Here is a 13279-nt window from a genome sequence, read left to right on the forward strand (position 1 = left end):
TTTTATCCTTAACTATTGCTTGAATTATTTGCTGCATTGATCATATTAGTTACAGTTGATAACTGTTGATTGAGTTTATTTAAGATACTCTCATATTGCAACCATTGATTTGCCATGGTTTCATATCTTGTATCAATCATAGCTTGAGTTGAATCCTTAGTTTCATTTAAAGATTTAGTATCATTGGTCAAACTCTCATCATATTTTGTTAAGGAGCCATCTGTGCCTGTTATGCCTTGCAAGGTTGTTTTAAGCTGAGCAAAAACACCTACACCTTCAACTGCTTCAGCTGTGATATTTGTTTGACTTAAGCCAAATTGTTTAAGAAATTCATTATCCCCTTTAATAGCAAAATCAGAACTTCCATCTGTTTTAAAATTAAGCTTATATCCCTTTTCACCATTTTGATTATAGGTTTCAACTTTAACCGTTAAACCTTCAATGCCTTTACTATTGATATGATCAGCTAGATTTTGGAGCATCTCTTGTTCGGTTTTTCCTGTTAATTTAAAATCAGTTCCATCGGCATTTTTAGATAAATCATAAGTTTCAAAATTTGTAACTATTTGAAATTTTCCCGAAGAAAAACTTATACCCTTACCTTCTTCCTCTTCTGTGCCTAAATATTTATTAAGACTACCTTCTTTAATCAAATCACCAGTATAATTTATATCTTTATATTGAGTAACACCTGAAAAAAAGCTCTCGGCTATATCCGGATCTTCTTTCATTTTACTTTCAAAAGCCGAAGAATCAAAATTTAAAGTTCCTGACTCAGTCATGCTTAAACCATAATCTTGTAAAGAAAGCATTACTTTAGCACTTACTTTATTTCCATTATCATCTTCAACAGTACCATCAACAGATTGAGATTCAAAAAGTTTTGAAATAATACTTGAACGTATAGAATTTACTTCAGTTACGCCTTGTAAAGAACCTTTAGTTCCTGTTTCACTGTTATAATCTGTAGCGGCATTAAGATTTAACACTAAATCATTATAAGCATCAACCATATCTTGCATAGCTTTAGTAATAGATTCAGTATCCTGTTCAATGTTAAAATTAATTTCACCTGTTTTGTTTAAAGTCAGGGTCATACCAACACCAAGATCGGTTATAGTATTACTCGATCTTGTCATCTTAATACCATCCATGGTAAATTTAGCATCCTGCGCTGTTTGAATATGCAAAGGGTTTTCTTCGTCATCAATAATACCAACGCCTTTTTTACTTTTAGCAGGATCAAAGCCTTCAGCACCTAAGGCTTTATCATCGAGTTTCCAACCAAGACTTTCAAAAACACCTTTAGCATTTTCATCAACTTGATATTTCCCATCAGCATCCTTTTTACCTGGATAAAAACTTATGGCACTGTCTTCACCTGTTTCCTTGCTAGTTAAAGTTAAACGATAAGGTGCATCTTTTTCACCTGTATTTACCATCTTAGCGACAATTTCTCCACCCGAAGCATCATTGATCTTATCAACTAAATCACTGTAGGTTGTATTTTTATCTATAGTAACTGTATATTCTTTCCCATTAGAAAAAAAAGTTAAATTAGTAGGATTTTGCAAATTTGCATTAATTATACCTGTATCATTTGCCAAACCCTTGCTTTGATACACATCTTTTTGAGCAAGTTGAGTTACATTGATATTCATACTTTGCAAAGCAACACCTGAAGTTGCCGTAAGACTTGCAGGAGGATTATCAGTAATACTCGCTATAACCTTTCTTTTAGCAAAAGCTGTAGAATCCCCTAAAGATGATACAGCTGTTTGAAAAGTGGAAAGTTTAGTTTTAATTTCTGTTAAATCTTTTTGTTTGGTTGTATTTTCTTCAATTTTTTTAGTATAAGGATCTATACGAGCTTTTTGCTCTGCTTCTTTTAATTTATCTATAGTATCCTGAGTTAAAACCCCAGAACCAAATCCTAAACTAGATAGACTACCAAATGCCATTTTTAACTCTCCTTATCAAATATCATTCCTATCACATCCCTAAAATATTCAGCTAATCTCATAGCTTCTTCACTAGGAATTTGACGAATTTCCCTTCCAGTACTTTTTTCAGTCACGCTAATATACATAGAACCAATTTTATCGCTATAACCAAAACGAACATTAGTATCTAAAGAGTCCATTTGCTCATTTAGTTTTTTTGCAATATCAGCTAACTTTTCACCCATACCTTGTTGTTGTCCATCATCGCCTCCTTGGCCTTGACTTCTATCGGTTTGAATGTTTGAACTAGCCTGCGCCCCATTTGATCTTTGACTGATATTTGTCAAAGTTGTATCCATTTGTCCATTTGCCTTCGATATTTCCATTTTAAAATCCTTTTTAAAATTTCCTATTGCTAGTTAAAAGCTTATATCGACAAATTTATAAAATTATGAACACCCTATAAAGAAAAATTTATTTTTCAATATAAAAAACAATAAGCAAAAACTGTGCCAAAATTTTAAAAAAATCTCAATTATCTTAAAAAATTTCAAATTTATTAAAAAGATCTGGATTGTTTTCTAAAATATTACGCAAGATTAAATCTTCTATCACGCTTTTAGTGCAATCTGTTTGCTTAGGCCAAGCTCTTAAATAACCCTCAGCCTCACCCTTAGCACTTGCATCTACTCCAAGTCTTTCTTCTTTGATAAAAATATCTCTTTTAGCATCTATGTTATTTACCACACGCCAAACAAGCATATAAGGATTTTCAAGCCTATTTTCAGCATCTAAAAATACTAAAATCCTAAAATGTTTTTTAAATTCTAAAAGTTTATCAAAACTTTGTTCGATTTTTTCTTTTTTATCAAGCAAAATACAAACTATAGGACTTTTACTTTCTTTATAAAATTGCTTTAAATTTAAAAGCTCTACCTTAGTTTTAAAAAGCTCTAGTAATTTTTCATCTTCTAAAATTTCAAGCTCTTCCACTTGTGTTTCTTTACAAGCATCAAGTCCTGCTTTACCTCCAAAACAAGAATTAGGTGAAGCATGATCTAATTGATCACAAATTCCTTCTGAAATTAAAATTTTATTTGTATTAAAACGATCTAAAATATAAGGAATTAAAGCATCATAATCTTTCAAAGAAGGTGCATTTTTATCCACAAAAATTGCATGTTTAACAAAACTCATTTGTCCCACTCCCCAAAATGCATGCATGATTTGTTGCGCATGAGCAGGATATTTTGCATCGATTTTTGCTAAGATAAGATTATGAAAAACTCCGTTTTCGGGCATATTATAATCAAGTAAATCAGGCACCGAAGTTTGAAGCAAGGGTAAAAAAATTCTTTCGGTACCAAGCCCCATAATCTTATCTTCTAAAGGAGGCTTTCCTACAACCGTTGCTTGATATATCGCATCTTTTTTAGCATAAATTTTTTCTACTTTCATTACAGGAAAAAGTTCAGCAGGAGTATAAAAACCTGTATGATCTCCAAAAGGACCTTCGATTTTAAACTCTTCTAAATCCACATAACCTTCAATAACCACATCACTATCATAAGGTACAAAAATACCATTTTCACAAGGAGTAAGTTTTACAGGAGTTTTTTTAATAAAACCATAAAGCAAAAGTTCAAAAATTCCCTTAGGTAAAGGTGCTTGAGAACACCAAATATAAAGCGGATCTCCACCTATGGCTATACTTACAGGCATTTTTTTAAAACCAGCATTTTTGTATTCGTGATAAAAATTTGCTCCATCTTTATGAATTTGCCAATGCATTAAAAGTTCATTTTTATCACTCATTTGCAAACGATACATTCCAAGATTATTTTGAGTTTTATCTAAATTTTGTGTATAAACTTGCCCCATGGTGATAAATTTACCCGCATCATCTTCCCAAGTTTTAAGCACTGGAAGTTCTTCAAGTGAGTTTAAAATTTCATAATCATACAAGGCTTTATTTTTTTTCAGTCTTTTAGGAGGAACATTTTTAAAACTTAACAAATTCATAAAAAAATCCATTTTTGCTTTAAAACTTGTAGGAATGTGAAGCTTGGTGAGTTTTGAAATTTCTTCAGCCACCTCTTCATAATCACGCCCAAAAGCCAAATTTAAAGCCTTTTCACTACAAAAAGTATTCATCAGAACAGGAAATTTATATTGTTTGTTTAATTTTTTATCTATAGGGTTTTTGAACAATAAAGCCTTACCTTTTTCTCCTTTTTTGGCTTCTATATAAGCTAAATGAGCGATTTCAAGATCTACATCTACAGGCTCTTCAATTACCCTTAAAAGATCATTTTCTTTTAAAATTTGAATAAATTCTTTCATATCATACTCTCAGCTTTTTTTAAAAGTTCTTTAGCACCTTTAGTAATAAATTCTTTAGCCAAACTCTCTCCAAAACCTTTAAAATCATTCTTTTTAATCATTCTTTTATCTTTTAAAATTTCACTTCCATCGGGTAGTCCAAGTACCGCACGCACACAAATTTCGTCTCCTAAAAGCTCTGCATTAATACCTATAGGAACTTGACAACCCCCTTCTAAAGTAGCAATAAATTCTCTTTCAATGCTTGTTTCAATCAAAGCATTTTCATCATTTAAACATTTTAAAAGTTCTAAAATTTTTTCATCATTTATGCTTTCTATACCTAAAGCTCCTTGAGAAGCCGCAGGAATAAGCTCATCCTTGCTAAATTCATAAACAAAATTCACTTGCTTATCTAAATTTAAGCGTTTAATTCCCGCCATAGCTAAAATAATCGCATCAAAATCATTATTTTTTAATTTCTCTATACGAGAATTAACATTACCACGCAAAGAAATAATCTCTAAATCAGGTCTTAATAATAAAAGCTGCATCTTGCGTCTAAGACTAGTAGTGCCTATTTTTGCACCTTTTGGCAAAGAAAGAAAATCTTTATAATTTTGACTTAGCATGGCATCATTGCTTTGCTCTCTTTTACTTACCGCTGCCAAAACTAAACCTTGAGGAAAAAAACTAGGTACATCTTTTAAACTATGCACCGCTAAATGTGCTTCTTTTCTTAACATACTTTCTTCAAGTTCTTTTGTAAAAAGTCCTTTACCACCAATTTTTGCCAAAGGAGAATCAAGCAAAACATCACCTTTTGTTTTAAAACCTTCTAAAAGCACTTCAATTTGATGTGTATTTTTTAAAATTTGGGCTACATGTTCACTTTGCCAAAGAGCTAATTGACTTTTTCTTGTTGCGATAATAAGCTTCATTTTCTATCCTCTATAATTTCAACATCAATGATTTCTTCATTAGAATTTTGATACTCTTGCTTAGTGTATTGATATTTTGATTTAGTTATTAATTTTAAAGCAATACCAAAGAAAAATACAAAAATTCCAAAAACACTTGTAATAATCCCTGGAAAAATAAGCAAAAACCCTGCGATAACAAAAGAAAATTGTGTTAACATATCCTTTAAGCCACCCATTTGAAATTCAAGCATATTTTTCCAAAAAATTCCCAATAAAACCACCCCAAAAATCATACTCAAAAGTATGAAAAATAAAAAATTACCAAAACCAAAAAACACTATAAAAAGTATACTTGCAATAATTTCAAGTACAAATAAAGGACTTAAACTTAATTTATAATTCATAACACTTTCTTTTTAAGAATTTCCATAAGTTCATCAGTTTTTATAAGTTCTTTTATCAAACCTTCTCTTTGGATAAGCTCTATTTCATTATTTTCTAATCCTTTACCAATAACTAACGCATAAGGAAAGCCCATAAGTTCAAAATCATTCATTTTAACCCCAAAACGCTCATTTCTATCATCAAGCAATACTTCTAATCCAAGATTAATTAAATCCTCATAAAGCTTATTAGCAAACTCTAAAGCCTTTTCATCTTTGAGATTTGAAACAATAATTTCAAGCACAAAAGGAGCTAAAGTTTTATTCCAAATACATCCTTTTTCATCATGACTTGCTTCAATAGCTACAGCCAATAAGCGTGAAACACCTATGCCATAACATCCCATGTAAAAAGGCTGACTTTTGCCATTTTCATCTAAAAAATTTGCATTCATCGCTTTAGAATATTTTTGTCCTAGTTTAAAAATATGCCCTACTTCTATACCTTTGCTTTGTTTTAATTTTGCTCCACATTTAGCACAGCAATCCCCTTCTTTAACTTCAATCAAATCTTTAAAACGATCTTTGTTTAAATTTACAACATCAATACCGATTAAATGATAATCTTTTTCATTCGCACCCATAATCATTTGCTTTTCATTTTCAAGCTCAAAATCTATATAAAAATCTATATCTTTTAATCCCACAAAACCTATAAAACCAGCTGCTAAACCAGCTTTTTCCAATTCTTCTTCGCTCGCATCGACTAGTTCAAGGGCACTACAAGCATTTTGTGCCTTGATTTCTTGTAAATCATCACTTCCTCTTATAAAAAACACAACTAATTTGCTTTCATTTTCATAAATAGCTTTTTTTACCACTGCTTTAATCGTATAAAAAGCATTGATTTTAAAAAATTGTGCTAAAGAATCTATAGTTTTAATATTTGGAGTGTGAAATTTACTTGCATAATTTGCTTCAGGACGCTCATCTTGACAAGTTTTTTTAGCTCTTTTTGCAGCTTCAACATTGGCCGCATAATCACAATTTTCACAAATTAAAATATCATCTTCCCCATTTTTTGCCAAAACCATAAATTCCTTAGAACCACTTCCACCAATAGCCCCACTATCAGCTTCAACTGCTCTAAAATCAAGCCCCATTCTTTGTAAAATTTGAGAATAAGTTTTATACATAAGCTCAAACTCACGCCCTAAATCTTCTTCATTGGCATGAAAACTATATCCATCTTTCATTAAAAATTCACGACATCTTAAAAGCCCAAATCTAGGTCTTGCTTCATCACGAAATTTAAGTCCAATTTGATATAAATGCAAAGGAAGTTGTTTATAGCTTGTGATTTTGTTTTTTACCAAAGAAAGCATAGCTTCTTCATGTGTTGGACCTAAAACAAATTCATTTTCTTTTCTGTCTTTAAAACGCAAAAGCTCTTTTCCAAAAACATTATAACGCCCACTTTCTTGCCACAAACTTGCAGGAGTGATAAAACTAAGATTTACTTCTTGTGCTCCAGCCTTATCCATTTCTTCTTTAACTATATTTTTAATCTTGTCTAAAACTCTTTTTCCTAAAGGCAAGAAATTATAAAGTCCGCTACCAATTTGTTCTACAAAACCCGCACGCGTTAAAAAAATATGACTAGGCAAACTCGCATCTTTTGGCGCTTCTTTTAAACTTGGTGCATAAAATTTAGTAAATCTCATCATTATTCTCCATATCAAATTCACATTTATATTGATTTAAACCTTCAAGATTATTTTGCAAATCAAAAACATAACGCATAGCATTAATCACTGTATCGCTTTGCATTTTACCTTGTAAATGTTTCAAATTCACAGTAGGTGTGTGTAAAAAAGCCTTAAAAACTTGATGAATCAACTTTCTAGCTTCTTCTTTATCAGATTTTTTCAAATATCCTTTTTTTAACGCAATTTCAAGTTGTTTATCTGCATATTCTTTAGCTTGCAAGCGTATAGCTTTGATAATAGGCATCAAAGCCAAATCGTTTAAATATCTAAAAAATTCACTTGTTTCACGACCTATTATCCCATAAGCCATACGAGCTTCTTGTTCTCTTAGCGCTAAATTTTTTTGAACCACAATCTCAAGATCATCTACGGCAAAAACAGATATATTTTCATTTTCATTGATATCAATATCCCTTGGAACTGCAATATCAAAAAAATACCTCTTATAAGGAAGTTCTTCTATTAGAGAATTTGTAATAATAGCATTTGGTGCATTGGTAGCTGAGAAAAAAAACTCGTATTGATTTAAATATTTTTTTAAATTTTCTAAACTATCATATTCGCTTAAAACACCAAGTCTCTCACACAAATCTTTAGCTTTTTGTAAATCACGATTTAAAATAATCACTTTAGCACCCGCAGCAATTAAATGTTTTGCCGCAAGTTCTCCCATCTCTCCAGCTCCAATAACAACAGCTTTTTTTTGCGTTAAATCTGCAAGTTCTTTTGCTTTTGCCACGGCAACGCTAGCTACAGAAATAGGATTTTTAGAAATTTGAGTTTCATTGCGTACCTTAGCAGCACATTTAAAAGCACTATGCACTGCTCTTGAAAGATGTACTCCGCAAAAATTATTTTTTACGGCAAAAGCAAAGGCATCTTTTAATTGCCCCGCTATCTGAGTTTCTCCAACCACCAAACTATCCAAAGAACTTGCTACGGAAAAAAGATGATGGATTGCTCCACTATCTTCAAAAATATCAGCTTTTTCAAGTAAAATATCTTTATCCACATCACAAAGCAAAGCCAAAGATTTAACAATAAACTCCGCACAGGCCATTTTTACAAAAGCAACAATTTCAACACGATTGCAAGTACTTATAACCAAACATTCTTCAATATTTTCATGAGTGCTAATGATTTTTAAAAACTCACTTTTTTTAGCTTCATTGGAAAAGCTTAACTTTTCCCTTAAGGCAATATCTGTATTTTTATGAGTAAAAGATATACAATAATACATTAAAATTCCCTATCTATCATAGCTTTAATAATATCATTAAGCTTGTTATTATCATATTTTTCAATCGCTTTACTAGCCTTTTTTGCATAAGTTTTAGCTTCTAAAATAGCTTTTTCTAAAGCTTTTTGTTCTTCAAATTTAATTTTTACCCACTCTTTTTCATTTTCATTTAAATCTTTTTTAAATAAAGTCTGCAAATATATCCTATCTTGTTCTTGTAAATTTTCATAAAGATAAATATAAGGTAAGGTAGTCTTACCCTCTTTAAAATCATTCATAGCAGGTTTTCCAAGAATTTTTTCATCACTCTTAATATCTAAAATATCATCAATCATCTGAAAAGCGAGTCCTAAATTTTTTCCATATTCTGCAAAATCTCTTTCATATAATCCAGCCAAAATAGCTCCGCATCTCGCACTTGCTTCGATCAAAACAGCTGTTTTATTATAGATCATTTTCAAATAAGCTTCTTTATTGATATTAAATTTCTCTCCCAAATCAACATCCATAAGTTCGCCTATAGCAAGCTTTACAACAGCATCTGAAATAATACTTGCAAATCTAGCATCCATTTTGCTTAATTCATAAAAGGCTTTTGAATACAAAATATCGCCCAACATAAGAGCATTTTTTGTACCAAATTCAGCATTAACAGATCTTGCCCCACGCCTTAATTCACTCTCATCGATAATATCATCATGTAACAAACTAGCAAGATGTATCAATTCTATAGCTGCACAAATTTTAAAAGCAATCTCACTCTCATCTGCGATAGCTAATAATAATTTAGAACGTAATTTCTTTCCTGATTTTACATTTGAAAGCATATTTAAAATAGGTTCATAGCCAAGCTCTTGTAAAAACTGTTTTATTAATTCATCTATTTTTTGCACTATCTTTTCCTTGTTAATTGCTATTATTATTTTCTTTGTTTGTTAATGGTTTTACCTGAGGTTCGTTAAAATTAATCATAGGAACAACCTGATTATTTTGAGGTGGATTTTGTAAAGCTTTTTTTCTCGGATCTAAAAATTCTACCATTAAGCGAGATTCCTTATCTTCTATATAAACCGTAAAAGTTGCCAAACCTTTATTATAACCACTAAATTCTAAAATAAGCCTTGCTCTATCAATATGTGGATTAGTATAATCAGGTATTAAAGTTTGAGTTACCCAATCTAAATTTCTTCTTAAACTCATCACAAATTGACGCGGATATTTGCGAAATTTCGAATGTACGATGATATTAGTATTATCAAACAAAGTCCAATAAAAATCAAAATTTTGTACCTTATCTTCATAGCCTATTTCTTTAATCTGCACACTAGCTCTCTCATCTTTTTTAAGTATAAATTTATAAGTATAATCAAAAGTTGGTTCAGATGCTAAAACATTACTAAAAATAAAAAAAATACAAATTAAATAGGGGCTTATTTTAAACAATTTTAGCCTTCGTGTCCTAAAATTTTTGCACCTAATTCTATATAAATATCATTTTGCCTTTCTTCTATGAAATCACCATTTTCTAATATGAAATTTTTTACATCCATTTCTGTTAGACCTTGTTTTTCCAAAAGTTCCACCATAGCAATATGATCAGCAAAAAATTCCTCAAAAACTTTTTCTAAGGCTCCTAAATTTCCATTTTGTATAATTTCTATAAATTTTTCTTTTGGAGTTTTATTAAACATTTCATCAAAAAAATCCATTAATTTTCCTTGAAAATATAAGTTTTTGATTATAAAATTTTAATCGTTAAAAGTAGCTAAATTAAAATAATTAAAATTTAAATTTTATTTGCAATGTGTAAAATTTTGAAGTTAAATTCCGCATGGTGCGGAATTTATTATGAATGTGGTTTTGCTTGAGTAGCGTATTTTACACCCAGATCAAAAGCTTTAGCATTTGCATCACGAGTTTTTGCAGGAACCATATGAAGCATAGTGTCTTTTAAAACATCTAAATCTATACATTTACTCATATAAGCAGCAATTGCAAGTGCTACAACTGATTGAGTAGCCACATTTCCTACCTCATCTTTAGCTATGGTAATAATAGGAATTTCAAAAATTTGCCATTTTTTATAATCTTCGCTTTCAGGATGTACTAAATTTGGCTCTACAACTATGATACCTCCTTCTTTTACACCCCCACGAAAACCTTTATAACCCTTATCTGCAGTCGAAAGCATAAAATCTACTTCCCCTTCTACAGCATAAGGAAATAAAATTTCTTTATCATCGATGATAATATCCACCTTAGTAGGACCGCCACGCACTTGTGAAGTGTAAGTAGAAGCCTTAAAAGCTTGACGACCTTCTTTAATGGCTGCTTCTGCCAAAATTTCTCCTGCGGTGATAACACCTTGTCCGCCTTCACCACCAAATCTTAATTGATATTTCATTTTAAAGCTCCTAAATCCACCATTCTTTTTTCTTTAGCCGCACGACGCACTTCTTCATAAGCATGGCAGTATTCTGGCTGAGAATTATCTTCATGTAAAATTCCTGTTGGAAATTTATCTTTTCTTTCTTTAAAATCCATGCTTTCAAATTTAGCTTTATCCACAACACGATTTTTAATCCAATCAAGCATAGCTACAGCTTCACCCATTTTGTTTTTTCTACCTAGATTGATATGACAATTTGAAAAAACATCTACAAAACTATAACCCTTATGCGCTAAAGCCTTATAAATTAAATTTTCAAGCTTATTAGCTTCGATCACATTACCCCTTGCCACAAAAGAAGCCCCTGCAGCTTTAGTTAATTCACACGCATCAAAATTAGGGTCAATATTTCCAAATTGAGCTGTTACTGTATAAAAACCTTTTGGGGTGGTTGGGCTTGTTTGAGAATTCGTAAGTCCATAGATAAAGTTATTGATCACAATGTGGGTTAAATCAATATTTCTACGACAACCATGTATAGTATGATTTCCACCAATTGCTAAAGTATCCCCATCTCCGCTTACTACAATAACATGTTTACTAGGATTGGCTAATTTAATACCTGTTGCATAAGCTATTGCTCTACCATGAGTTGTATGAACTGTATTACAATTTACATAAGAACTCATTCTACCACTACAACCTATACCCGAAACAAGACAAACATCATCCATATTCCAACCAAGTTTTTCTATTGCACGGATAATACATTTTAAAACAACACCATCGCCACATCCCCAGCACCACTGAGTAGGCATTTTATCTACTCTTAGATATTCATCATAATTAAAAGCCATTTATATATTCTCCTTTACCTTAGCAATAATTTCACTTGGAGTGATAGGACGACCATTTGCACGGTGCAAGCTAATAAAATCGCGACGCGAAGTTACTCTTTCAATCTCTTCAAGATATTGTCCCATATTAAGCTCGCTTACCATTACTTTTTTAAATTTGCTTACAACTTCAGCAATTTTTTTCTCAGCCACTGGATAAAGAGTAATTGGACGGAAAAGTCCCACTTTAATCCCTTGCTCTCTTAATCTTTGTATAGCTTCTTTTGCTGAACGACTTACGCTTCCATAAGCAATGATTAAAAATTCAGCATCATCAAGCATATATTCTTCATAAGTGCAAATATCTTCTTGATTGTTTTTAATTTTACCTATGAGTCTTTCTATATTTTTTTTCACTATGACTCCATCTTCAGTTGGAAAACCTATGTCTCCATGATGAAGTCCCGTAACATGATAACGATAACCTGTAAAGAAAGGATTTAAAGTTGCAGGCTCATTTTCTCCTGCTGCATAAGGCTTGTAATCCTTTTTATCTCCTTCAAATTTTTTGCGGTTATAAATTTTAATATCTTTTAAATCAGGTAAAACTGCTTTACCATTCATGTGCCCTACAGTTTCATCCATAAGTAAAAATACTGGAGTCATATATTTTTCAGCTAAATTAAATGCTCTAATGGTTTCTGTATAAGCTTCTTCAAGACTTGCAGGAGCAATAGCAATACTTGCAAAATCCCCATGAGTTGGTGCTTTAGCTTGAAACAAATCTCCTTGTGCTACACGAGTTGGAAGACCTGTCGAAGGACCACCTCTCATAACATTTACAATCACAAGTGGAATTTCAGCAATAAATGCAAGTCCTATTTGCTCTGCCTTTAAAGAAATTCCAGGACCACTACTTGCAGTCATGGATTTTACGCCACTCATTGCCGCACCAATAGCCACGCTAATACCTGAAATTTCATCTTCCATTTGTATAAAAGTTCCATCATTTGCAGGAAGCATATGGCTTAATTCATGAGCTATCTCACTACTAGGAGTAATAGGATAACCTCCAAAAAATTTACATCCACAATCAATCGCAGCTTTGGCGATTAAAACATTACCTGTTGCTATAACTTCTCTCATTATTTTTCCTATGCTAATTTTTTGTATTTGTTATTTTTTACGGCTACGGCTCTATCTTTAGCCTCAGCAGTAAGTTTGGCAAATTTAAATTCATCTCTTTTTGCCACCATAATAGCAAAATCAGGGCAATGTGTCTCACACTCAGTACAGCCTATACAGGATTCAGGGTGTACCACCTCTATCATTTGTCCTAAAACCGCATGCACATCATCACGCATAGCTAAAACCCCAGCGGGGCAATAGCTAACACAAATATTACATGCTTTACATCTATGCTCATCTACCCAAACAGGGGTATCTTTTGGAGCTGTCATACTCATGTTTTTTC

14 protein-coding genes are annotated in these 13279 nt (G+C 31.7%); all 14 read right to left on the reverse strand.

Annotated features, from left to right (window positions below; genetic code table 11):
- Positions 1–8 precede the first annotated feature (8 nt).
- Entirely contained in the window at positions 9–1961 is a 1953-nt protein-coding gene (gene fliD / locus ELQ10_RS04350) for a flagellar filament capping protein FliD (RefSeq protein WP_134250252.1), read from the reverse strand.
- A gap of 2 nt (positions 1962–1963) precedes the next feature.
- A complete protein-coding gene (locus ELQ10_RS04355) occupies positions 1964–2329 on the reverse strand; it encodes a FlaG family protein (protein WP_134250253.1) in 366 nt (121 codons plus the stop codon).
- Positions 2330–2483: 154 nt separating this feature from the next.
- The gene (locus ELQ10_RS04360; protein ID WP_134250254.1) at positions 2484–4286 is read right to left on the reverse strand and encodes a menaquinone biosynthesis decarboxylase; all 1803 of its coding nucleotides are present in this window, start codon (positions 4284–4286) and stop codon (positions 2484–2486) included.
- Positions 4283–5206 (reverse strand): hydroxymethylbilane synthase, encoded by a 924-nt coding sequence (gene hemC / locus ELQ10_RS04365; RefSeq protein WP_134250255.1) that lies wholly within the window; start codon positions 5204–5206, stop codon positions 4283–4285. The genes ELQ10_RS04360 and hemC overlap by 4 nt, the downstream gene beginning before the upstream one ends.
- Positions 5203–5592, reverse strand: coding sequence for an FxsA family membrane protein (gene fxsA, locus ELQ10_RS04370; protein WP_134250256.1), 390 nt, complete (start codon positions 5590–5592; stop codon positions 5203–5205). The genes hemC and fxsA overlap by 4 nt, the downstream gene beginning before the upstream one ends.
- Positions 5589–7298, reverse strand: a complete 1710-nt coding sequence (locus ELQ10_RS04375) for a proline--tRNA ligase (RefSeq protein WP_134250257.1) — start codon at positions 7296–7298, stop codon at positions 5589–5591. The genes fxsA and ELQ10_RS04375 overlap by 4 nt, the downstream gene beginning before the upstream one ends.
- Positions 7282–8580 (reverse strand): glutamyl-tRNA reductase, encoded by a 1299-nt coding sequence (gene hemA / locus ELQ10_RS04380; protein ID WP_002861264.1) that lies wholly within the window; start codon positions 8578–8580, stop codon positions 7282–7284. The genes ELQ10_RS04375 and hemA overlap by 17 nt, the downstream gene beginning before the upstream one ends.
- Positions 8580–9473: a hexaprenyl-diphosphate synthase gene (locus ELQ10_RS04385; RefSeq protein WP_134250258.1), complete on the reverse strand. Its 894-nt coding sequence runs from the start codon at positions 9471–9473 to the stop codon at positions 8580–8582. Before ELQ10_RS04385 ends, hemA begins: the two co-directional genes overlap by 1 nt.
- 13 nt (positions 9474–9486) lie before the next feature.
- The gene (locus ELQ10_RS04390) at positions 9487–10023 is read right to left on the reverse strand and encodes an exporting protein (RefSeq protein WP_134250259.1); all 537 of its coding nucleotides are present in this window, start codon (positions 10021–10023) and stop codon (positions 9487–9489) included.
- A gap of 2 nt (positions 10024–10025) precedes the next feature.
- Positions 10026–10289, reverse strand: a complete 264-nt coding sequence (locus tag ELQ10_RS04395) for a DUF2018 family protein (protein ID WP_002854834.1) — start codon at positions 10287–10289, stop codon at positions 10026–10028.
- A 137-nt stretch (positions 10290–10426) separates the two neighbouring features.
- Positions 10427–10984 (reverse strand): 2-oxoacid:acceptor oxidoreductase family protein, encoded by a 558-nt coding sequence (locus ELQ10_RS04400; protein ID WP_002856866.1) that lies wholly within the window; start codon positions 10982–10984, stop codon positions 10427–10429.
- Positions 10981–11826, reverse strand: coding sequence for a 2-oxoglutarate ferredoxin oxidoreductase subunit beta (locus tag ELQ10_RS04405; RefSeq protein WP_134250260.1), 846 nt, complete (start codon positions 11824–11826; stop codon positions 10981–10983). Before ELQ10_RS04405 ends, ELQ10_RS04400 begins: the two co-directional genes overlap by 4 nt.
- Positions 11827–12951 (reverse strand): 2-oxoglutarate synthase subunit alpha, encoded by a 1125-nt coding sequence (locus ELQ10_RS04410; protein WP_044305864.1) that lies wholly within the window; start codon positions 12949–12951, stop codon positions 11827–11829.
- A gap of 8 nt (positions 12952–12959) precedes the next feature.
- The gene (locus ELQ10_RS04415) at positions 12960–13271 is read right to left on the reverse strand and encodes a 4Fe-4S binding protein (RefSeq protein ID WP_002854819.1); all 312 of its coding nucleotides are present in this window, start codon (positions 13269–13271) and stop codon (positions 12960–12962) included.
- Positions 13272–13279: the final 8 nt, after the last annotated feature.

The sequence above is a fragment of the Campylobacter sp. US42a genome (assembly GCF_004379055.1).
GTDB lineage: Bacteria > Campylobacterota > Campylobacteria > Campylobacterales > Campylobacteraceae > Campylobacter_D > Campylobacter_D jejuni.